Origin of the sequence: Bacillus sp. CGMCC 1.16541, assembly GCF_003184905.1 — a bacterium.
In the GTDB taxonomy this organism is placed as follows: Bacteria; Bacillota; Bacilli; order Bacillales; family Bacillaceae_H; genus Priestia.
This window is the reverse complement of sequence record NZ_QFRU01000012.1, coordinates 1-22188: the sequence shown is the minus strand read 5'-3', so window position 1 is coordinate 22188 and position 22188 is coordinate 1. Positions and strand designations below refer to the sequence as shown.

The following is a 22188-nucleotide window of genomic DNA, read 5'->3' as shown; positions in this document are numbered from 1 at the left end:
CTTTTTAAAAGATTAATAAGCAAATCTGAAAAGTTAAAAGTTTTTGTTAAATATATTTTAAGAATTAAATCGTAAGGAGTTTTAGAATGGAACATGTCAAATGCGAATGTGGTCACTCTATTCCATATGGAACGGTTCTTTGTGAATCTTGTGGACGAACTATCGGTAATAAGAAGGATGAAGTTTCTGAAAAACTATTGGATATGAGATACGATGGAGGCGCAAGACGCTCACAAACATATAAAAAGTCACTTATCGATAAGATTTGGAACTTTTTTTCATCCGTTAAAGTAGGAATTTCGATAATTGTTCTTCTTTTAATTGCTTCTGCGATTGGAACAATTTTCCCCCAAGAGATGTATATTCCTCCAACCGTTGTCCCACAAGAGTTTTATAAAGATGAATATGGATTTCTTGGACAAATGTATTATGAATTAGGTTTTCACAATCTGTACAGTTCATGGTGGTATTTTTTATTAATTGCAGCTCTTGGAATATCACTTGTTATTGCAAGTTTGGATCGGTTTATTCCATTGTATCGCGCTTTGAAAAAACAAGGGATTACACGTCATGAAAGCTTCATGCGGAGACAACGACTTTTTAGTGAAACAAATGTGTTAGAGAACATGGATGAACAACTGGATTTGATAATATCCAACTTGAAGAGGAAGCGTTATCAAGTGCGTGAGGAAAATGGTCATTTTCTAGCTGAGAAAAATAGATTTTCACGATGGGGCCCTTATGTAAACCATGTTGGACTTATTATCTTCCTTATAGGAGGGATGCTGCGATTTGTCCCAGGGATGTACGTAGACGAAATGCTTTGGATTCGTGACGGTGAAACAAGTGTTATCCCAGGAACCGATGGAAAATACTATTTAAGCAGTGACAAGTTCATTATGGATACCTATCAAAAAGATCAAGAGGATGAAGTTTTTGCTAATACTCTATCACGAGTCGGAGATGGAAATGTCGTTAAAAACTTTCAAACAAACGTGACCTTGTATGAACGGAAAGGTGAAATCGTTCACGGGGCAGAACCTGAACTTGAAAAGATAAAAGATGAACAAATTAGAGTTAATTACCCCTTAAAACACGATTCATATGCTCTTTATCAAACCTCTTATAAATTAAATGAACTAAATAAGTTTAATTTTAGTTTAGTAGACAAAGAGACAGAAGAAAGTTTTGGCAAGATTACAGTTGATTTGTTAGAGCCAAAGAAGGAGTATGATTTAGGCAATGGGTATAAAGTTGAAATTGTGACTTATTTGCCAAACTTCTATTTCAATAGTGAAGGTGTACCTGATACAAAAAACCGTGTTCCCGACAATCCAGCATTTGTATTTAACATGATATCTCCTGAAAAACCAGAAGGTGAAAGAAGCTTTGTTGCCATTCAAAAAACGATTGAACCAGAGAAAGATAATCAATTAAAAATGAAATTTGAAGGCGTAGAGACAAAAAATCTGTCAGCTCTTACGGTTCGGAAAGATCATACGCTATGGTTTCTTGGTTTAGGCGGAGCTATTTTCATGATTGGTGTTATTCAAGGAATGTATTGGAATCATAGACGTATATGGATTAGACGCGATGGTGAACGTATATTAATTGCAGGCCATACAAATAAAAATTGGTACGGTATTCGAAATGAAGTGAACCGTATTTTAAAAGAAACAAGCATTCAAGAACTAACCGATCGAACAAACGAAAAAAGCAAAAATTCGTAGAGGAGGTAAAGATGTGGTAGCTCTAAGCAGTAACTTACTATACGCAGCATTCTTACTATATCTAATTGCAACATTTCTATTTGGAGGAGCCATTCGAGATAAAAGAAAGCAATACGAAAAGCCAAGCAAATGGGCAACAGTCGCAATAACTGTCACCATTTTAGGTTTTGTTGCCCATCTCGGTTATTTTGTCACAAGATGGATCGCTTCTGGACATGCACCAGTGAGCAACATGTTTGAGTTTATAACAGCATTTTCTATGATGTTTGTATTGGCATTCGTCATCCTTTACTTTTTATACAAAGTTGCCATTTTAGGTTTATTTACCTTACCAATTACATTATTAATTATTGCCTATGCAAGCATGTTCCCAACAGATATTTCTCCATTAATACCTGCATTACAAACGGATTGGCTTGCTATTCACGTAACAACAACTGCACTAGGTTCAGCTATTTTAGCCAGTAGTTTCATTGCAGGGGTCATTTATTTACTTCGTTCTGTTGATCAGACGAAACGCTCAAAAGGGACTTTCTGGCTTGAGATTGTCATGTACACGATTGTGGCGACACTTGCTTTTGTAGTAATTACAAGTATTTTCAGAGGGATGGAGTATGAAGCCGTCTACAAATGGGTTGATAAAAATGATCAAGAGGTTGAAATGACATATAATCTACCTTCCATTGTAGGTCCAAATCAAGGTGAATTACTTACAAAAGGTAAAATGGAAGCCTTTGTTGAAGTACCAGCTATCATTGCAGCAGGCAAACTAAACACAGTTATCTGGTCATCTGTTACAGGTTTATTTTTATACGGGGTGCTAAGACTGATTTTAAGAAAAAGAATTGCTGCAGCGCTTCAGCCATTAACGAAAAATATCAAACTTGATTTGGTCGATGAAATTGGATACAGATCGGTTGCAATAGGTTTTCCAATATTCACTTTGGGTGCTCTTATTTTTGCGATGATCTGGGCTCAAATTGCGTGGACGCGTTTCTGGGGATGGGATCCTAAGGAGGTATGGGCCTTAATTACATGGTTATTTTATGCTGCCTATTTACACCTCCGCCTATCGAAAGGTTGGCATGGTGAAAAATCAGCATGGCTCGGAGTAATAGGTTTTGGAATTATTATTTTCAACCTAATTTTCGTTAATCTAATTATTGCTGGTCTACACTCTTATGCATAAAGAAATAAATTCTTTTAAAGCTAACTAAAAGTTTATGTGATAAATCTAAATTCATTTTTATCTATGTTATTGGAGGGGAATAATCTTGTAGATCCCCTCCACTTATGTAAATTGAAAGTATTTTTGAAAATGTATTTTAAACATATCCGAATTTCTATTCTTATTCAACTCTCCTTATGATGAAAAGAAAGTAGAACCATCGATTTAAAAATTTCATCATCGATATAGTAAAATGCTAATTTACCTTCCTTTCTATAGTTAGCTACACCTGAGCGTTTTAAAAACCTCAAATGATACGAAGCTGTAGCTATAGAGGACTGAATAATATTAGCCACATCACATACACAAAGTTCCCCTTCTATAGCTAATGAAAGAATAATCTTTAATCGTGTCTCATCAGCAAGAAGTTTAAATTTTTTTGATAGATTAAGTGTACTTTTAGAACTTAACAAATCTTGTAACCTTGTTACTTTTATAGGGTCATAACAATAGATCTCACATTCATCTTTTAGAGTATCTTTTATATTTTTATCAACTAATGACAATTTTCCCACCTCATTAAAAATATGTGATTAGCTTATAATGAGCAAGCTTTAATGTCAACATTCAAATATTTACTTGAATAAAGAAGCGAAACGTTTCATATTCTTTTATGTCACAAATCGTAAGATTCACGTATTACTTTATATTAGCTCTTAACAAAAGTCGGGTATGAGTAATCCAAAAATCATCATAAGTTATTTATTATAAATGAAGGGATGCATGTTTAATGGATAAAAACAAGAAAGGTGATTATATCCCTGCACTAAAATACCATTGGATGACTCGATTTTATGATCCGTTAATTCAATGGGGAATGCAAGAAAAAAAGTTTAAAACGCATTTAGTTAAGCAAGCAAACCTCCAACCAAAGGAAACGATAATGGATTTAGCCTGTGGTACCGGCACACTTGCACTATTAATACACCAATCACAACCTGGTGTACAAGTAATTGGGGTTGATGCTGATCCTAAAATATTATCAATTGCTATGGAGAAAATTAAAGAAACTCAAGTTAATAATATCACCTTTGAGGAAGGGTTTTCTGATAAACTTCCCTTTTCCAATAATCTATTTCATCACATATTTACAAGTTTATTTATTCATCATTTAACTCTAGAAATGAAAAAGAAAACATTTGAAGAAGTTTATCGAACACTCAAATCTGGTGGCCAATTCCATATTATTGATTTTGAAAAGCCACAAAATTGGTTGATGCGTGTTGCATTTTTTCCTATTCAATTTTTAGATGGGTTTGAAACAACTTCAAATCATGTTAAAGGGGTTATCCCTAACCTATTAAAAGAAACAGGATTTGTTTTAATTGAAGAAACTGGACAATTTTCAACTATCACGGGCACACTAAGAGCATATAAAGCTTTTAAGCCATAAGCTGTTTGATTTTTGTCAGATTTCTTTTTTAGTACCTGTATTTTTTATATATCCATTTTATTGTAAAAAAGTAAATAGTACTGACACAATAAAATTTTAAAAACAGAGAGATGGGAATGACATATATGGAGAATATATCACCTTTAAAAGCAGTTATGGATATCTGGAAGGTTAAAAGAGGTAAACCAGAAGACATTCTCTCTCGGCAACAATCACGTTTAGCTGACCTTATTATTTTTGCAAGATCAAACTCACAATATTACGCACAAAAATACTGCCAGTTGCCCGAACAGATTACAAGCTTACAGCAAATCCCACCAGTCACGAAATCAGAACTCATGGCCAATTTTAATGATTGGGTGACTGACCCAGAAGTAACCATCGAAAGTGTGAAAGAATTTGTGTCAGATATGTCATTAGTTGGACAACTTTATTTAGGACGCTATATGGTTTCGACCACTTCAGGGTCAACCGGGGTACCCGGAATCTTTATTCAGGATAAAGGTTCAGATACGGTCATGAAAACATTGATGGCGATTCGCGGAACAACAAAATTGAAATGGAGTGACATATTGAAAGTGGCAGCAAAAGGCGGACGAAATGCGGCGGTATGCTCTACAGCTGGACATTTTACAGCATTCTCCACTGCTGAACGCCTACGTTTAAAACATCTAAACGGAAAAATAAGAGCTTTTTCTATCCAATCTCCCCTATCCACGCTTGTCAAAGAATTGAATGAGTATCAACCACCTTTAATTGGAGGGTATGCCACAGCGATGGAAATTCTAGCAGAAGAGCAAAAAGCAGGTCGGTTAAATATTCAGCCTGTAGCGATCCTTTTGGGGGGAGAAAAGTTATATCCAAATGTTCGTGAGAAACTAGGATCCGTTTTCCAAGCTCGCGTTCTAGATCTGTACGGCGGTACAGAAGCAACAGCCATGACTTTCGAATGTGAAGAAGGTCAGTTTCATGTAAATACCGATTGGATTATATTTGAACCAGTAGATGAATATTACCAACTTGTGCCACCAGGGAAGCAATCTCATTCGGTTCTAATTACAAATCTGGCCAACAGAATTCAGCCCCTTATTCGTTATGAACTAACTGACCGTGTCATCATGTCTCCAGAACCATGCAAATGCGGGAGGCCATTCCCAGTTGTACAAGTTGAAGGGCGAACAGATGACATTTTAAAATTCTCTGCCTCCAATGGACAAATCGTACATACCCTGCCATTAGCTCTTAAAACCATTGTGGAGGAGATACAAGGAGTAAGGCGTTTTCAACTGATTCAAACGGCGCCGGATCAATTAACTGTACGTTTAGAAGTAGACGAGGGTCCAAGAGATCAAGTTTGGGAAAATGTTAGAGAAGCCCTATTAGATTACTTTGCTACACAGGGACTAACTAACCTTTCAATAGAAAAATCGGACGAATTGCCACAAAGGCACCCTAAAAGTGGAAAGTACCAGCATGTTCGGATTGATTATCGTGAGCAACATTAAGCTCATTATAAAACTAGCCGATATTCTCTTAGTGTACAGAATATCGACTAGTTTTATAATGATATTTGCTTTAGCGTACAAAATTCGCGTTTTTTGCTCTGGACCCCATATAAAACATTAAATTATCATAATTGAAATCTTCAAATAGTTGTGAAAATATTTTATCTTGATCTGATAAAAATCTTGCTATTGTATTAGCTTTCTTCCACCAAGATGGAGTTCTAATTGCTTGATGAGCTATAAATTTACTTAGACTTTCCTTCTCTTTATCGTCCAGAAACGGTTTAGGATATGCATTTTTCTCTTTGGCGTCTTTATATCTATCATGTATTACTTTAAAAACAGATGACCATTCACCTTCTAAAACACCGAAAGTGTTTTCTAGTTCTTGCTCCTGGTAACCTTCATGCACAGATAAACCGAATTTTTCTTTAAACATTTGTGCAGAAACATTATAAAGCTTATGTTCTTCTGCTACATTTTTAACATTGTCTGTCCATTCCTTTGATAAGATCTTGTCATAATAATGTACAAAGTGATTCTTTCCTTTTTTCTTAAAAGCGAATTGTCGTAAATAGAACTGAGGTACATAATGCTGACGCCTTTTTATTTGATTCGACATATAACTTCCATCCCCTACCTATATCACCGTTGAGAGTACAATACTTTTATAGTATTTCTTTAGTATATTTTTACACAAAGTGTCAAATTTGTAATTAAAATTATTCAATTAGACCATAAAATATATAAAAAAGAGGCTGGGACAAAACCCTCCTCTGAACCGAAAAAGCCGGTGAAATTTTACGACGAGTAAAATTTCACCGGCTTTGTTTATTTTTACATTAAAATAAGGACCACTTCTGATAAAATAAAGTTACCACACAAAATCTTATCGGAAAGAAGGGTCCTTATGTTTAAAGATTATAACATGAATCAAGTGGTTTTGCCTTTAGAATTATATAAGTTTTACTTAATAATCCGGCATATGAACACCGGCTATTCTTTTTAAAATTTGCTCAGATGCCCCCTCCAAAAAAGCTAGAAAAGAAGAAACAGACTCTTGAATAGCTGCTTTGTTAGGATGGAATCGATTTTGGATGACGGTTTCTTTCAGCCATTTCCAAATCCGTTCAACGGGGTTCAAATTGGGCGAGTACTTCGGCAGAAAGAAACGAATGAGTCGATCCTCATGCTGTTCAAAAAAGGGCTGTAACTCTTTTGCATCATGAATACGAGCACGATCCAACACCATAATGATGACTTTATTTGGGTAATAGTCGAGCACATACTTCATAAAGGAATGAAAAGCTGGGGCTTTACAATTGTCAGCTACTTGGCAGAGAAAGTCGCCATTTAAGACATTGACAGCTCCAAATAGACTAACAGCTGCATGGTGCCCAAAAGTAGGGACTTGTTTTTGTTTCCCTTTTTGAAACCATGTGGATCGTAAAGCTTGATAGGCGTGGATTCGACTTTCATCTTCATAAAGTAAAATCATATCGCCCGAGAGGTTTTTTTTACCATCTCCATGTCTTGCAGGAATTGCTTTTGTTCGTTTTGATCCGCCTTTGCTAAGGTATAAGTAGGTCTAGTGTAACTCAATCCCATGCCCGTCAACATTCGATAAATGCCACTTCGACTCATGGTGACTGAAAATTTTTCGTAGATGACATGTTGAATCACACGTGTATCCCAGTTAGCGTCAATCCCAAATCCTTCTTTTTCCGGTGTACTTTCTAAGATCATGCGTCGAAGTTCTTCTTTTTCTTCTTGGGTTAAATAAGCAGGTTTACCGGTAGAATACTGACGGGTGACTAAACCATCCATCCCATATTGATTAAAGGTTTTGACATAGATAGACACGGTTTCACGGTGAAGATTCAAAAGCTGAGATACTTCTTTTCCTGTATAGCGTTCCATGATGAGCCGAATCGTCATGACGCGTTGTCTCATTTTCACGTTTTGAATGGTTTTTTCGTATTGACGTAAGTCAGCAGGTGTCCATCCATGGTCATTTGTAATACGTAGAACTTTCATCATCCATCTACTCCCTTATGATTATCTTAGGAACAGTATGGACGCATTTTTTTAAAAATAAGCACGTCGGAAATTAAAATCAAACTTATATATATATCAGGTATTTAATAAAAAAAAAGAAATGCTACAATACATTTCTTTTTTTTTATCCTACGGATACAGATACAGGAGTAAAGAAAGAGGTAATCTCCATAAGCAAAGTATACCAGTGCCACTTAAAATAGCCGTTATCAAATAAACAAAAAGTTTAAGGTTTTTTAATCAATAATTAAGAATTTGCTTTGTATAAGTAGTAAAGTCATCTAAATGTTTATCTAAGATCTTTTGTAAGATGTCTTGATTGATTGCTTGATAATCATGCACTGCAATATTACGAAAACCTACCATTGCTTTCATCCTGTAAGAAATTTCACTTGTTATAATAGATTGTGACTCTAACATATCAAAAGCTTCTCTGCTCGTTTGAGGTAGGCCTAAACGTTCTTCAGCAACAATGTGCATGGCTAGATCAATACAAGCTTCACATGCACGTTGAATATTTAAAATAATGGAGTCTTGTTTTGTATAATCCAGTAAGTTTTTAGGGTCCTGTTGGTATACTTCCAGAATACGCTTGTTACATCTTTCAATTACACTAATTTTGTTTAAAATAACATCATTTCTCATAAATACTCCCACTTTCATCTACTTTCTTTAATATATCTTTTCGTTCCTCATTTAATTTTGCGTACATTTTTAAGGCTTTCATTTGTTCACTCATACGCAACCTATCATCATTTGAATAAATAACTGTTCCAGTCATATAAATTTGAGCTTGAAAAACCGTAGAAGCTTCTGCGATATTCACTAAATCAACTTCTCTTTTTAATATAGTTGCTAACTCTTGAGCTAACATAAAAATTTCGTATTTCTCTAATTTTTTATGCTTTACATAAAAACCAATATCAATATCACTTTCTTGATGGGTTGTTCCTTTTGCAAACGACCCAAATACGATGATAAAGGAAGGGTCTATGTGGGTATGTAAAAAGTCAGTAATAGATTGAACAATCTGGCGATCCATGAAATCACTCCCTTAGTTACCTATATCTATTGTAGCAAATTTTATTTCAATGACTGAGAGTAGATGCTGCTTTTTAATTTAATCTGTGGCAACTCATTAAATATGTTGTATGAAAGGTTTTTTATCTTACTTCTCTCTCATTATAATCGACTTGTGAATTTCCTATTCTTTATAGATATATTATATCACCTTTTAGTGAATGTACATAAGTTCAACTAAATGAATTTTTTCGTTGATATAGTAATATTTTTTTATTTTATAAGTTCAACTAATGTATTGATAATCTACTGGTGTTCTTGTATAATTAGTTCAACAGAAGTTCAACTTAAAAAAGAGGTGTATAGAGATGAAAATAGCACGTTTTAATAAAGACTGTGGAAATTCCGTTGATATGAATATTATAGACGGGTACTTATTTGACTTTCCGACGAATGTTGTAGAACTCCAAAAAGAAGCAGCTGATTCCTTCTTTACAGATGCTGTGACGGCACCAGAAGAATTTAAAAAGCGCATCTTACTTTCTACAACGCTTGAAAATGAAGAGAAAGAGCGTTATTTCTTAGTAGGAAATATTGCTGCAAGTCAACAATTAGCAAATAATCATATTAATCGTTTACATAATAAAATCACAAGCCATATTCCCTACATCACATTTTTAGCTGCAATTGCGTATTATCACGCATTACATGCCAAAGATCAAAAAGATAATAGTATTGAAATTGACTATTTCTCTACTATGCTGCCAATCTGGTTGTTAAAAAAGGAAAATACATTTGGTGCAGCTCAAAAAGCAATGGCTAATCGTTTTGTAGGTGATCATACTTTCCATATTCATACACCAGGTTTTGAAAAGACATTAAATGTCTCTGTTCAAGAAAGTGCATGCTTAAAAGAAGGTGAAATAGCTCGTTTTGCTTTAAAGAAAGATTTAACCCTTCAAGATCGTGAGGATGCGAAAGAATATGTAGAGTGCGAAACTGTTATGGTTGATATTGGTGGTGGATCCATTGATGTGGTCATATTGCCAGAAGGGTTAAAGGCTGCAAATAGCCGTGAATCGTTTCAAAGTATTGAGGGAATTCCGTATTTAGCACATATTGATAAATTACGTAAAGAGAAATTCCCAGAGTTGTTTACCGATTTACGTGCGTTTGACCAATTTATTTTAGATAACTACACGAAACAAAAATTCGAGTTAAAAAATGAAAATACGGGTGAGTCTATTGATTTAACAGCTCAAATCACCTCTTCTTTAAAAGACTACGTAGAAATCTTACTAGCGAAGTTAAATGATGTGGCACCACCACCAGCAAATAAAATTCGTAAGTATGTATACAGTGGTGGTGTTGCTCCAACACTAGAAGTAGCCATTATGGCAAGTATGAGTGAAAAAATTGGTGAAGAACGTACAGAGAAATATCATAAAGTACCAGAAGATAGCCGATACTTAAATCTATTTGGTTTAGAGATTCGAAGCATTGGTTATCTTCAAAAGAAACAAGCTGAAAAGAAAGTTGTACAATCCTAACAGCGTAGGTGATAACCATGTCAGAGCGTCAGAACGCCTTTACGATAAAAACTAACCAATTAAGTGATGAAGTCTATGACGTACTCGCGAAACATGCTAAGTCTCGAAAATTAGGAGATTATATTTCATCTTTAATTCTCCAAGATATTCATCGAACACCTGCAAAACAAATCGTAACAGGGCGTAGAGCAGAGGAACTGCTTGAACATATCAACAATGAGTTAAAAGAGCTTAAACAATTAGCTCAAACGAACGTATTGCAACGTGAACAGACAATTATGGACGATAAACTTATAGAAAATCGTCAAGTTAAAGAAGGAAAAGTAGCAGATTTAGAAAAAGTATCTGGTTCGTTAGATGATGATGATTTAGAAGAATATAATGACTTTTAAATAAAAAGTATCGGCCTATAAATCCCTAGATGGAATGCAAAGGTCGATACTTTTTATCTTTATATCCTTTATCAAAAATGATATGAATACCCGTAGCAAAGACCGCCCAATATGCTTAGTATACAAGGCGGTCTTATCTGTATTCATGCTATATATCTATTCGTAAAATCTCGACAATATTCTGATTGACGTCAAGTAAAAAAAGCAATGGCTAGAATAATGACAAAACAACTTAAATAAACGTTTCCACTCCAATCCCTCTGTTTCTTTTCATCTATGGTGTAACTGTTATAAGACCCTTTAATCGGTTTTAATACAATATGACGTACGTCTACTTCTTTATCTAAGGTCGAGCTTAATTCCTCCGTTGGATAATCGTATGGGAGGAACCTTCCTTTCAGATCTCGATCTCTGTTGCTGACGTCTATGCTGCTCCTTTGCACTGGATGTGATGTACTTTGATTCATTTGGTACAAAATTTGATTGTGATATTGATTCGCTAATTCCTGGTGTTCCAAATACTTCACTATCATTTGAAGACGCTCTTGCTCCTTTTGGGTTATCATTTCCTCTTCTTCCCTCCTCTTCAATTTCTACATCAGTCTCTAGCCATAAACCATCCATAAAGTGGCTCCATTGAGGGGAGGGGAGAGGGACGTCTTTACGTTTGTATTCTTTTAATAACGTAATAAAATCTGGATTATGTGCTGCTGTAAATAATGCTAGCCGGAAAATTTGATTTCTGTCTAATGTAGTTGCCTTAAATAAGGAATCTACATATCTACGGTAAATGTCATGATAACGTACTGTAGGACGATACATATACATACACCCCCTATTTTAACTTTCCTTACTTTCTAACCTAGTAAAATAAACATCATCTTTTTTCCTTTTTGATATAAGATAGACGTCTGCATTGACGTCTTTAATAGAGTATATGAGATACAGGTTACGATTAATCCTAAATTTGAAATCTTTTTTTAGAATTGAAAACTATGTTTAAATTTAAAAGAATTTGAACACAATAGGACTATTCAGTAAATTCGTTATAGGAGCTGATTGCAATGCTTTGGCAAGAGAAAGCTAAAACAAAACTAGGTAAATTCCTTCACAAATATGATATTCCTCAATCGGAATTGCATAAATGGACAAATAAATACGTAAGCCAAACAATGATTAGTAGAATGTGTGTAGAAAAGGAATATACACCTACAACAGATAAAGTGAATGCCATTCTAAAAGCATTACGTAAATATGTAGATAACGATGTGACATACGAAGATTTTTGGATGTAGATAAGAAGACTGCGAAACGCTTTTTTATAAAGCTTTGCGGTCTCTTTATATCACAGTAGAAAAGAATTCAGCCTATCCTATGGTGATTGAAGAATGAAAGAACGAAAAAAAGATGCCTGAAGGCATCCAATTAAAGCAAGTTAAATTCTTGAATAACATCACCGATATATAAAAAGCTGAGCTCAATCTATGTTAGGATTAAAATCTTTTAGCACAGTTATGTTTGAAGTACTCCTTGCATCAAAACCGAATGATAACAATAACAACTTATAAAGCTTGCTCTTCTTATCTTATTAATTGGTTTACTAAAAGGATTAGTATGCAGAAAGATATTAATATTATCATTACGTTCAAAAGAAAATGCTGATTATGCTTCTGTTTTCTTTTTAGACATGTACGAGTTACCTCTTGCTTTTGACGAGTAATTTTTCCCACTTCTCATATGCTCCATTATATCTTTAAATTAACTGATAATGAGTAAATTCAGTTCAAAATATTTCCATCTTATAAAATAAAAAAGACAAATACGCAAACCTGGTTTAGAATGAAAGCTCTGACCCAATCATCCATCCAGAGGAGCGTTATTTGTCCAATGAATAGACTATCACATCAAGAAGAAATCTACAATGGCTTAATAAAATGGAAGCTGCCCTTTTATTTCTCAAAACCTGTCATCAACCATTTAACCCACTTTATAGATGGGATGTTGAGTGTGGGGTTTACAGGTAAACTAACGGAAATTCATTCGTTTAGTCATCAAAAGAAACATCGTACGACTCTTGGCCATTTCTTGAAAAAAGGTTCATGGAATGAAGGCTACCTGCTTCGACAGACCCAAGAACAGATTCTTCAAAAAATGGATCAAGATGAACCGGTTTTTCTACTACTGGATGACACGATTTGTGAAAAGACCAAGCCTTCGTCACAGGCAAGCCCCCCGACAGAATCATGCGGGTACCACTTTTCACACACAGACGGTAAAAGCGTTTGGGGTCATCAAGTCGTCCAACTGATGTTGAAAAACGGTGACCAAGCATATCCATACGAGTTTCAGCTATTCCATAAAGAAACAACGGAAAGTAAAATTAAACTCTCCATAGAGATGATTAAACGTGTTCCAGCGCTTCAGCCATCTGTTTACTTACTTTGTGATAGTTGGTACACCTCTGGTTCCATTATTGACGTTGCGTTGTCAAAAGGGATTCATGTGATTGGTGCCTTAAAAACAAACCGTATTCTTTATCCGCAAGGGATTCGAATTCAAGCGAAAGAATTCGCCCGTTATATTAGAGAAGAAGAGACTGATTTAGTGACAATCGGTCATGAATCTTATCGAGTCTACCGGTACGAAGGTGCCTTAAACGATCTTGATATGGGTGTCGTATTAATGTGCTGGAAGGAAGAACATCCCATGGAACCTAAGCATATGCGTTGTTTTTTAAGCACCGATACAGAACTGACAACAGAACAAATTTTATCGTATTACAGTCAACGCTGGAGCATCGAGACCTACTTTAAACAGGTCAAAGGCATGGTTGGCTTTAACGGTTATCAAGTCCGGAGTGAACGAGCGATTAAGCGTTTTTGGACCATTGTCCAGTTCACCTATGTTTTTGCGATGTACCTTAGAAAGGCTGTCTTTAACCTAGCCATTCAGTGCATAAGAAAACAAAAAATCGGCAGTATCATTGAGTTTGTGTATCGTGAAACCACAAATGGAACGTCACTTGAGCAAATTAAAAATGAGCTCCAAGTGGCATAGGGTACCTATCATTTCTAATCTGATGGAAATATTTGTATCGAAAAATGCTCATTATCAGTAAGTTAATAAATATTGGAGGAGAAGTGGCTATGTTAACTAAATTAATCTATTTATAATCTTTGTACAGCGTACAAGAGCAATTCCTCAATGTTTCTTTTACCTAGTTCTTTAGCTTTATGTTCTAAGTCTTTTTTTAGATCACCAGATACTTTTACACGTATCACTTCTACATCACTATCAATGTAAATCCCACGATTACGTTTATTCACTTTCCCTGAAACAAGAACCGACTCTAATAACTCAACAAGCTCTTGTGATGATTCCATTAGTAATACAGGTTTAATTTCAACGATAAATTGCTCGTTCTCCTCTTGTGGCGTAATTCTCATATTCGTTGGGCTTAGGTACTGATAGAATACATCCATCAGTTTATAGAGCTGTGATTTGGCGTATGCAGTTTGCTTAAAGGCAAATGTAGCATAGCCTTCTTTGGTAATCGCTTTTTTCGATTCGATTTCATAGGCTGCTTCGAACCCTCGGTGAAGTAACTCTTCTAAGGTGACCTCTTCATGTTGGTCTGTAATCGCCATAATGGGGTCTTCTACCGAGATGATGCGAGCAAATTGTTCTTTTTCTTCCCTTTTCTTGACAAAAAGTTGAAATAAGGCAATGTTTTGCTCAGCATCATAGAAATGACGCTTACTTGGCTTGCGCCCTACTTCATGGGTGCGCTTAAATTCGTCCACATCTTCCTCATGTACAAAATAACAATTGATTCCCCGATACTCTTCTTGAAAGGCTGGCAACCATCCTTGTTTAATATATTTATTGACCGTTGTGACCGAGATGTCGAGTTGCTGCGCGACCTCTTTTGTCGTAAGTCCGGGCTTTTTTAACTCTTCTTGTAAACGAACCACATCTTCGCTATCAAATTCATACCGTCCTTCAATATGCCAGTCATCTTTATTGATAGGATTCAATTTTCCTTGTTGAATATATGTATAAATCGTTTTCTTCGATGAAATAGACAACATCTCCATCACATCTTCAATGGTAATAATTTTAGTGAGATTATCAATCATGCTATACACTCCTTTTCTATTTCTTCTATATCATAATAGATTATATCATATTTATATAAAGTTATAGATTAAAAGTTAGTATAGTAGATACGTAAATAGTAAAACTAATGTATAAAAATATGTGTTTTATCATTTACCCTAAGTGACGACAAATGGATCATTTTTCTACAAACAATATATAAAGTAAACTATTTTTATAGAAAATAAGTTTATACATTTACTTTTGAATAAGATAAACTTAATAAGTAATACATATAATAAGTAAATTAATAAAAAAATTGAATTAAAATTAAATTTACTATTTAACTAATATAGTGGATAGTTTTAATATTGTTATAAATACATCTATTACGTTTTAAAGAGTTTTTACCACTTACATACATGAAGATAGATATTTGATCTTATATAGAGGAGTAAACACGTCAATACCAAAAAGAAGAGAAAAATAAAAAGACAGGTTTGATGAAAGGAGAGGTTGTATGAAAGATTTCTCATTAGTACACATAGGAACAGAAATAAGGGAAAGAAAAAGGGGTCTCCATCAAATTGTTTCATTAATGCTAGATAGTACGTATTATGATGCTTTAGAAGAAAGAAATGAACACCACCAGCGAAAAAACGAAGATCTGTTCAATAGTTTTACGGATGAAGAAATGATGTACTACTACGTACATCAACGAAAGCATATTCGAAAGGACCGAGAACGAAAAGAAACGACCAAAACGGAATACTTACGGATTTTGCTGCAGTTTTATCAGTATGCGGTGGAAAGTGAGTCGTTCTTACGCCAAGATCTTGATTATTATATAGAAGAAACAATTTTAAAAAACCTACGTCCTTGGCATATACGAAACTTCCAGGAGTATTTAAGCACCGCATTGTTAGGGAAAGGGGGGAAACCTTATTCACCTGCGACCTTAGACGCTAAAATGACCATTTTAAAAAGTTTTATGAAATGGCTATATGAAACGAAGTATATTCAGCATCCATTACATAAAGAAATCTTAAGCACGTCACTATCTGAGCAAGAAATTCCAAATCGAGATTTGTATTACCATGAAGTCAAACAGCTTCTTGACTACTACAAAGACCATCCTATTAATTATGGATTATTAACGATGTTGGCGATGACAGGATTGCGTATACAGGAAATTGCTAAAGCTTCGTGGGGAGATGTCTATCTAGACAGTTTAAGTGGCCATTATCGACTAAGAGGAGCAGGGAAGGGTGGAAAGAGATTTGATAAGTTACTTCATCCATCGCTATATGAACGCATTCTTGCTTTTCGAGAACGACGCCATGTCAGTACAGTCTTAAACCCAAGTGATCAAGGACCATTATTTCCAACTAAAAATGGAGACTATTATCAATATAAAAACTTAAGTAATTATATTGTTCGTATCATTGAACGAACGGATTTACCTTTTGTGAAGGAACGGACTGACAAAATTACGCCTCATTATTTTCGACATTTTTATGCGATTTATAGTCGACAGCAGGGTGCAGATATTTTCTTAATTCAAAAGGAGCTTGGCCATAGTGACCGTAAAACAACGGAGCGTTATCTAGAAAAGGTTTTGCAGCGCGAACAAGAAATTGGGCTAATGTGGGAGGAACAAGATTTCTAATTACTGTATGTATGGAATTACCCAAGTGTGCTTGAATGGGCTATATAAAGATTTAAATAGAACCTTTTGTTGTTAGTTTTTCTATTGTAGCAAATTTTATTTCTTTAGATAAGAACGGGTTTTTTGTGTTCCTTTTTTCTTTTTAGATGTATGAAAATACTTGATGTGATGGTTATGTAGTCAACACATAGTATTTTTCATTATAAGCCACTTAGTACCTTCTTATTAACATGATTCCTCTTATCCTAATTTAATTTACGTCTCAAGGTAAGATCAACTAAATAAACATGATTGTTGATATATGTAAGTTTTTGATGATAAATAAGTTCACCTAAAAAGATTGTATAACCTCTTTTTTTTATGTATTGGATCGGCTACACTTAGTTAGACAGAAATTTTAAGGTCAAGTAGAATTAACTATACTAATCAGTTATGAGGAGAATCTACATGACAAAAAAAGTACGTCGAACGTTTACCGAAGAATTTAAGCAACAGATCGTGCAGCTATATCAGAATGGAAAGCCTCGTAAAGACATCATTCGAGAATATGAGTTAACACCATCTTCGCTTGATAAGTGGATTAATCAAAGTAAGTCCTCTGGTTCCTTCAAAGAAAAGGATAACCTCAGCCCCGAACAGAAAGAGCTGCAGGAACTTAGGAAACGTAATAAGCAATTAGAGATGGAGAATGATATTTTAAAGCAAGCCGCGCTGATACTAGGACGAAAGTAAATGTGATTAAGAACAACCAGCATAAATACTCGATATCAGCAATGTGTAAGGTCCTACAACTCCCTAGAAGTACGTATTATTATGAAGCAAAAGAACGAAAGAATGAAGATGATATAACTTCAGACATCATAGAAATTTTCCATCAAAGCCGCCAAAATTATGGTGCGAGAAAGATAAAGCATGAGCTAAAGAAAAGAGGGAAATTGGTTTCTCGTCGTCGAATCGGCAGAATTATGAACGAACAAGGACTTGTTTCAGCTTATACTGTAGCTCAATTTAAACCCCATAAGGATAAACCAAATGAAAGTGATCAAGCGAATGAGTTAAATCGTGAATTTACACAAGAGGAAGAATTGACTGTCGTGGTCAGCGACCTAACTTATGTAAGAGTCAACAGAAAATGGTATTACATATGTGTATTTGTTGACCTCTTTAATCGGGAGATCGTTGGATTTAGTACAGGTGAGAACAAAGATGCTTTACTAGTTTATCGAGCTCTATCGTCAATAAAAGGTAATTTACATACGGTTCAAATGTTCCATACTGACCGAGGAAGAGAATATAAGAACCAAGTCATTGATGAGGCCCTAGAAACGTTTAACATCAAGCGATCTCTAAGTTTGAAAGGCTGTCCGTATGATAATGCAGTAGCAGAAGCAACATTCAAAATCATCAAAACAGAGTTCGTAAAGAAACGTCATTTTGATAGCTTAGAAGAGTTACAAAGAGAGTTTACAGATTATGTGCACTGGTTTAACCATCTACGCATCCACGGTACTTTAGATTATTTAAGTCCAGTGGAATACAAATTTACGCACCTTAAGAAAACTGTCTAGTTTAGTGTTGACAATCCATTGTTTAGCTTTATTCTAAAGGTGATTTAATAAATAAAGCTATTGAAAGAGTAAATCTTTATTGTACTAGAAGTATAAATCTTAGCTTTGAGCTTTAAACTTTAGATATAGATTATACATTATACACTAAATAGGGAATGTCTAAAGGTTTATTTATAATAAACATAAGAAAAGCATTTAAAAGAAACTTTGCTCTAATTGAGCAAAGTTTCTTTTTGAATTAATAAAATAAATCTTCACTTTAACCCTGACCAATAATAGAATGTAATTGATTTTTATGATCACTCGAGCTTAAAACACCTATTTTCATCTCATAATGAATGATATATGCAGCTTCTTTTACATTTGGTATTGAATCGTTTCTTCTTTATTATTCTAATTGTTTAATTTAGATGAACATAATATTTGTTCTTTTCATAATAATTAACGTGGAAGTAATAACATTAAATGTTGAATAAATAATATATGTATGTTTATATAAGATATTAATGATTTTAATTCTGAATAATAAATAATTATATATTTTATATTATATAAAAGAGTAATTGTTAATATATTTTACTAAAAATAGTTATACTTTTTACACGACTTGTAGAAAAACTCCATATTTGTCGTCATTAACAGTAAAAGATAAAACTATAATTTTTAGAAGTTAGTTTATATATTTACTTCCTTAAATAAAAGAATTCACTTTTGTTTTTTTAGTTAAATTCATTTTATTAAAAGTATATTAATATTAAATACCTATATATTTTATTTTTAGATATTGTTAATATATAAATTTCTTAAAAGAGAAGTAGAAGGAAGATAGTTATATAATAAGAAGTAAAAACAGTTATTTATCGTCAGTAATTGTAAATATTAAAATATATTTATTAACAAGTGGATTTATTTACTGATAAAACATTATTTTAAATTTATATATAAATTAAGTAATGACTAATTTTATTTATAAATCTAATATGCGTGTGTAAATGTATAGACGGCGAAGAAAAGAATTGCCTTGTATGTTATTAAGAAGGAATAGATTCAAACTGCTACGTATTAGGTGATAGGTAAGAATTTTTTCAGTAGTTAAATAAGAAAAAGGATACCTCTTTCTAGGGTGTGATATCCTTTTATTGAAATTGACAAGTATAAAAGTAAGAAAATGGGTAGTTCTTATAATAAGTATCACCAATTAGAAATATTCATTACACTTGTATATCTATTTAGTTATGATCAGGGCTCTGATTGTTTCATTCCAATAATACTTAAAATCTTTCTTATTATCTTTAACCTTTTTAAGTTTCTCTATTTTAGTTTTAGTATCTTCACTCTTTTTTTTTATTTTCTTCAATTATTAAACTCCTTTAAGATGAATTCATATAACAAAATTCAAACAATGTGATACATGGAAAAAAGTAAATATTAATATGCGAATTTTAATTTTTTAATAATCCAATACCTTTTAAATAAAATACTTGCAAATTACAACTAAATAATCTATAAGTAAATATGAGGGGAGAGATAACATGGAATCAGAAAATATTAGAGAACTTTTTCAAATTATGACTAGAAGGTTTGGACTTTTAAATAAAAATTGTTGTAGTACTGACAACTACAAAATTTCATTGGCGCAAAGTCATATTCTTTATGAAATTAATCACCAGTCCAAACCTTCAATGCAAATGGTATCAGAGACATTAGGTATTGATATTACTACTTTTAGCAGGCAAATACAGAATTTAATTAAAATGGGGCTAGTAAGAAAAATAGCAGACCCTTCAGATAAACGTGTATTTATTCTTTACTTAACTGCTGAAGGAAAAAAAGTGAATCAATCTATTGATAATAGAATGAACAATTATTTAAAAGACGTATTTTCCCATATGAATGAATTTGAACAAGAAACTGTAATTCGTTCAGTCAAATTACTTAATGCTTCTATGAATAAAACTAATAACAGTTGTAAAGAACCAATAAGTTAATCTGGTATGAAATAATTGATGCTTAACATTAAGTATTGAGATATTTATAGGCTCTTGCTGCTAGTAAAGCCCCCAATGTAGTGGCTAAGAGATAAACCCAAAGATATTCAATGTGAGTAGAAATTACAGCTGGACCAAAAGATCTTGCTGGATTCATTGAAGCCCCACTAATTGGACCACCAAACATCGCTTCTAAGCAAACTGTTGAACCAATAGCTATTCCTGCAAAAGACTTGGTCTGATTGTCTTCTGTAGAAGAATTTAGTATAACGATCAATAAAATAAAAGTTAATAAAACTTCCAAAATGAAGCTCTGTGGCCATGAATAAACGGGCACTGTTGATCCAAGCTTTGCAACGTTTCCAAATAACAATCTAAGAATTATACTGGCACAGGTAGCACTGCTAAACTGGATTAAAATATAAAGAAGAGCTTCATTTAACTTTATTCTCTTTAAATACCAAAAGGCTAATGTAACAGCAGGATTAAAGTGCGCTCCGGAAACATATCCAAATGAATATATCAATGCTAAAACAATTAACCCAAATGTTATGGCTATACCTACATGAGTTAAACTTTTTGTAGTGGAATTAACAACAATAGCACCAGTACCTGCAAAAACGAGCGAAAAAGTTCCTATAAACTCAGCTAAAATTTTTTTCTTTAATTCTTTTACATAAACTAAATTTTGAGGATGACTATCAAAGTAATTTATGGGATATACTTTTTTCTCCACAAAAAATCCTCCATTATATTAAGAATTGAATTAAATGTGTATTTAAGAAGCTTATAGAACTAAACTTAGAATGTAATAGAAGCACAATGCAATAATTCCTGCACCTGGTAAAGTAACAATCCATGATAAAACAATGTCTTTAATTACTCCTAAGTTTATTCCTTTTCTTCCATGTTTTAATCCAGCTCCTATGATAGATGATGTACTGACATGAGTTGTAGAAGCTGGCAATCCAAATTGACTTGAGGCCATCACTAATGAAGTTGTTGTCAATACTGCTGATAAAGAGCTATTTTCATCTAACTTAGTGACCTTACGGGCTAACAGTTCTGTTACAGGTAACCCCTTAATTAAACTTCCTAGACTCATCGCTACAGTAATTAAAACAAAAAATGAAAAAGGTAGGATATTTCCTTGTTCTTGTGAACCATTCAATGCAGAAATCAGTAGGACGATAGCTACAATCTTTGGAGTGTCATTAACGGATCTAACAAAACAAATTAATCCACTAGAAGCCCAAGCGATCCCTCTTCCTACTTTAGAATTTATGTTTAGTTTATCTATAAACAAATTAATGAACCAGGCTATCCAGAGACCTAATACTGGACTAAGAAGTAAGGGTAAAACTATTTTACTTGCAAGATTTCCCCACAAGACGCTTGATACTCCATGTGAAATACATGCCACTAAAATTACGGCTCCAATAATGGCATGAGTTGTAGAAACTGGTAATGAGAATTTAGTAGCTAATGCTACCCAAAGAGTTGCTCCTAGAGCCATAGATAAGGCCATAATGCCTGAGAGGTGATATTCTGAATTCATTAACCCCTCTGTGAATAAATGAACTAATTTAGATGCAAGGAAAAAAGAACATACTCCTCCAATTACAGTCATCACCACTCCATATATGATAGCTGTAAATGGATTAGCATATCCGGAAGCAACAAGCGACGAAACTCCTTTGGAAACGTCATTTCCTCCATTTTCCACAGCTAGCCAAGCAACAATACATAATCCTATAAAAGTTAGAAAGGAACCTGATGGGACGACATCGGTTATTACAAAGAAAGCTACTGTAAGAATTGCAATGATTAACCCTGTTAAAGGATTAGTTCCTATATTTAACTTCTTTTTTAAAACCGTTTTCACTTCTATATTTTCACTTACTTTTTGATTTTGCACCTCAATGTTCATATCTGTCAACAACGATTCAAATTTCCCCAATTTCAACGAAATGAAATTCCCCATTATGA

At 33.8% G+C, this 22188-nt stretch carries 21 protein-coding genes and 1 pseudogene; 12 read left to right on the top strand and 10 right to left on the bottom strand.

What is annotated here, in order from left to right; all coding sequences use genetic code 11:
* The first annotated feature begins 86 nt into the window (after positions 1–86).
* A complete protein-coding gene (resB, locus tag DIS06_RS12665) occupies positions 87–1730 on the top strand; it encodes a cytochrome c biogenesis protein ResB (RefSeq protein ID WP_061785991.1) in 1644 nt (547 codons plus the stop codon).
* Positions 1731–1743: 13 nt separating this feature from the next.
* Positions 1744–2919: a c-type cytochrome biogenesis protein CcsB gene (ccsB, locus tag DIS06_RS12660; RefSeq protein WP_061785990.1), complete on the top strand. Its 1176-nt coding sequence runs from the start codon at positions 1744–1746 to the stop codon at positions 2917–2919.
* Positions 2920–3083: 164 nt separating this feature from the next.
* Here ccsB and DIS06_RS12655 read toward each other — a convergent pair whose 3' ends face one another.
* Positions 3084–3464: an ArsR/SmtB family transcription factor gene (locus tag DIS06_RS12655; RefSeq protein ID WP_082802752.1), complete on the bottom strand. Its 381-nt coding sequence runs from the start codon at positions 3462–3464 to the stop codon at positions 3084–3086.
* Positions 3465–3688: 224 nt separating this feature from the next.
* Between DIS06_RS12655 and DIS06_RS12650 the strand changes: the two genes are divergently transcribed.
* A complete protein-coding gene (locus DIS06_RS12650; protein ID WP_061785989.1) occupies positions 3689–4351 on the top strand; it encodes a class I SAM-dependent methyltransferase in 663 nt (220 codons plus the stop codon).
* 125 nt (positions 4352–4476) lie between these two features.
* Positions 4477–5856, top strand: a complete 1380-nt coding sequence (locus tag DIS06_RS12645) for a phenylacetate--CoA ligase family protein (RefSeq protein ID WP_162595970.1) — start codon at positions 4477–4479, stop codon at positions 5854–5856.
* Positions 5857–5926: 70 nt separating this feature from the next.
* On the opposite strand, the gene DIS06_RS12640 is transcribed toward DIS06_RS12645, so the two are convergent.
* From DIS06_RS12640 to mntA, 5 genes are all read right to left on the bottom strand, one after another.
* Complete coding sequence (locus DIS06_RS12640; protein ID WP_110113640.1) at positions 5927–6478, bottom strand: DUF4238 domain-containing protein; 552 nt, start codon at positions 6476–6478, stop codon at positions 5927–5929.
* A gap of 348 nt (positions 6479–6826) precedes the next feature.
* A complete protein-coding gene (locus DIS06_RS20625) occupies positions 6827–7354 on the bottom strand; it encodes an IS630 family transposase (RefSeq protein ID WP_100346442.1) in 528 nt (175 codons plus the stop codon).
* Positions 7351–7896 (bottom strand): helix-turn-helix domain-containing protein, encoded by a 546-nt coding sequence (locus DIS06_RS20620; protein WP_239422052.1) that lies wholly within the window; start codon positions 7894–7896, stop codon positions 7351–7353. The genes DIS06_RS20625 and DIS06_RS20620 overlap by 4 nt, the downstream gene beginning before the upstream one ends.
* 258 nt (positions 7897–8154) lie before the next feature.
* Complete coding sequence (hepT, locus tag DIS06_RS12630) at positions 8155–8559, bottom strand: type VII toxin-antitoxin system HepT family RNase toxin (protein ID WP_061786716.1); 405 nt, start codon at positions 8557–8559, stop codon at positions 8155–8157.
* Positions 8549–8956, bottom strand: coding sequence for a type VII toxin-antitoxin system MntA family adenylyltransferase antitoxin (gene mntA / locus DIS06_RS12625; protein WP_061786715.1), 408 nt, complete (start codon positions 8954–8956; stop codon positions 8549–8551). The genes hepT and mntA overlap by 11 nt, the downstream gene beginning before the upstream one ends.
* Positions 8957–9302: 346 nt before the next feature.
* Between mntA and DIS06_RS12620 the strand changes: the two genes are divergently transcribed.
* Positions 9303–10484: an Alp7A family actin-like protein gene (locus tag DIS06_RS12620; RefSeq protein WP_025909645.1), complete on the top strand. Its 1182-nt coding sequence runs from the start codon at positions 9303–9305 to the stop codon at positions 10482–10484.
* Positions 10485–10501: 17 nt separating this feature from the next.
* Entirely contained in the window at positions 10502–10876 is a 375-nt protein-coding gene (locus tag DIS06_RS12615) for a hypothetical protein (RefSeq protein ID WP_094912994.1), read from the top strand.
* 339 nt (positions 10877–11215) lie between these two features.
* On the opposite strand, the gene DIS06_RS12610 is transcribed toward DIS06_RS12615, so the two are convergent.
* Positions 11216–11698 carry a hypothetical protein gene (locus DIS06_RS12610; protein ID WP_110113639.1) on the bottom strand — a complete coding sequence of 161 codons (483 nt, stop codon included), beginning with the start codon at positions 11696–11698 and terminating at the stop codon, positions 11216–11218.
* Between the two features lie 242 nt (positions 11699–11940).
* Here DIS06_RS12610 and DIS06_RS12605 point away from each other — a divergent pair, with 242 nt between their 5' ends.
* The 3 genes and pseudogenes from DIS06_RS12605 to DIS06_RS12600 all read left to right on the top strand — a co-directional run bounded on the left by DIS06_RS12605 (position 11941) and on the right by DIS06_RS12600 (position 13933).
* Entirely contained in the window at positions 11941–12171 is a 231-nt protein-coding gene (locus DIS06_RS12605) for a hypothetical protein (protein ID WP_025909648.1), read from the top strand.
* A gap of 5 nt (positions 12172–12176) precedes the next feature.
* Positions 12177–12348 (top strand): annotated as a pseudogene (locus DIS06_RS20615) (IS6 family transposase); the annotation flags it as partial.
* A 415-nt stretch (positions 12349–12763) separates the two neighbouring features.
* Complete coding sequence (locus DIS06_RS12600; protein WP_110113638.1) at positions 12764–13933, top strand: IS701 family transposase; 1170 nt, start codon at positions 12764–12766, stop codon at positions 13931–13933.
* 110 nt (positions 13934–14043) lie between these two features.
* Here DIS06_RS12600 and DIS06_RS12595 read toward each other — a convergent pair whose 3' ends face one another.
* Positions 14044–15015, bottom strand: coding sequence for a helix-turn-helix domain-containing protein (locus DIS06_RS12595; RefSeq protein ID WP_110113637.1), 972 nt, complete (start codon positions 15013–15015; stop codon positions 14044–14046).
* Positions 15016–15494: 479 nt separating this feature from the next.
* Between DIS06_RS12595 and DIS06_RS12590 the strand changes: the two genes are divergently transcribed.
* The 3 genes from DIS06_RS12590 to DIS06_RS12580 all read left to right on the top strand — a co-directional run bounded on the left by DIS06_RS12590 (position 15495) and on the right by DIS06_RS12580 (position 20199).
* Positions 15495–16643, top strand: a complete 1149-nt coding sequence (locus tag DIS06_RS12590; protein WP_110113636.1) for a tyrosine-type recombinase/integrase — start codon at positions 15495–15497, stop codon at positions 16641–16643.
* Positions 16644–17090: 447 nt separating this feature from the next.
* A protein-coding gene (locus DIS06_RS12585; protein ID WP_197473406.1) for an IS3 family transposase occupies positions 17091–18211 on the top strand; the annotation gives its coding sequence in 2 pieces (ribosomal slippage) (positions 17091–17340 and positions 17340–18211; 1122 coding nt in all).
* A 1532-nt stretch (positions 18212–19743) separates the two neighbouring features.
* Positions 19744–20199, top strand: a complete 456-nt coding sequence (locus DIS06_RS12580; RefSeq protein WP_094913330.1) for a MarR family winged helix-turn-helix transcriptional regulator — start codon at positions 19744–19746, stop codon at positions 20197–20199.
* Between the two features lie 28 nt (positions 20200–20227).
* Here DIS06_RS12580 and DIS06_RS12575 read toward each other — a convergent pair whose 3' ends face one another.
* Together DIS06_RS12575 and DIS06_RS12570 are read right to left on the bottom strand one after the other, a co-directional pair.
* Positions 20228–20935 carry an MIP/aquaporin family protein gene (locus DIS06_RS12575; protein ID WP_204166798.1) on the bottom strand — a complete coding sequence of 236 codons (708 nt, stop codon included), beginning with the start codon at positions 20933–20935 and terminating at the stop codon, positions 20228–20230.
* A 51-nt stretch (positions 20936–20986) separates the two neighbouring features.
* Positions 20987–22188, bottom strand: a 1202-nt coding sequence (locus tag DIS06_RS12570) for an inorganic phosphate transporter (protein WP_481746863.1), incomplete at its 5' end; no start/stop codon positions are given.

Excerpts from the sequence above, each read along its gene's own strand:
- hepT (WP_061786716.1), bottom strand. The coding sequence starts at position 8,559 with ATGAGAAATGATGTTATTTTAAACAAAATTAGTGTAATTGAAAGATGT.
- DIS06_RS20625 (WP_100346442.1), bottom strand. The coding sequence starts at position 7,354 with ATGATTTTACTTTATGAAGATGAAAGTCGAATCCACGCCTATCAAGCT.
- DIS06_RS12650 (WP_061785989.1), top strand. The coding sequence starts at position 3,689 with ATGGATAAAAACAAGAAAGGTGATTATATCCCTGCACTAAAATACCAT.
- DIS06_RS12645 (WP_162595970.1), top strand. The coding sequence starts at position 4,477 with ATGGAGAATATATCACCTTTAAAAGCAGTTATGGATATCTGGAAGGTT.
- DIS06_RS12620 (WP_025909645.1), top strand. The coding sequence starts at position 9,303 with ATGAAAATAGCACGTTTTAATAAAGACTGTGGAAATTCCGTTGATATG.
- DIS06_RS12605 (WP_025909648.1), top strand. The coding sequence starts at position 11,941 with ATGCTTTGGCAAGAGAAAGCTAAAACAAAACTAGGTAAATTCCTTCAC.
- DIS06_RS12615 (WP_094912994.1), top strand. The coding sequence starts at position 10,502 with ATGTCAGAGCGTCAGAACGCCTTTACGATAAAAACTAACCAATTAAGT.
- DIS06_RS12600 (WP_110113638.1), top strand. The coding sequence starts at position 12,764 with ATGAATAGACTATCACATCAAGAAGAAATCTACAATGGCTTAATAAAA.
- DIS06_RS12640 (WP_110113640.1), bottom strand. The coding sequence starts at position 6,478 with ATGTCGAATCAAATAAAAAGGCGTCAGCATTATGTACCTCAGTTCTAT.
- mntA (WP_061786715.1), bottom strand. The coding sequence starts at position 8,956 with ATGGATCGCCAGATTGTTCAATCTATTACTGACTTTTTACATACCCAC.
- resB (WP_061785991.1), top strand. The coding sequence starts at position 87 with ATGGAACATGTCAAATGCGAATGTGGTCACTCTATTCCATATGGAACG.
- DIS06_RS20620 (WP_239422052.1), bottom strand. The coding sequence starts at position 7,896 with ATGATGAAAGTTCTACGTATTACAAATGACCATGGATGGACACCTGCT.
- DIS06_RS12610 (WP_110113639.1), bottom strand. The coding sequence starts at position 11,698 with ATGTATCGTCCTACAGTACGTTATCATGACATTTACCGTAGATATGTA.
- DIS06_RS12595 (WP_110113637.1), bottom strand. The coding sequence starts at position 15,015 with ATGATTGATAATCTCACTAAAATTATTACCATTGAAGATGTGATGGAG.
- DIS06_RS12590 (WP_110113636.1), top strand. The coding sequence starts at position 15,495 with ATGAAAGATTTCTCATTAGTACACATAGGAACAGAAATAAGGGAAAGA.
- DIS06_RS12580 (WP_094913330.1), top strand. The coding sequence starts at position 19,744 with ATGGAATCAGAAAATATTAGAGAACTTTTTCAAATTATGACTAGAAGG.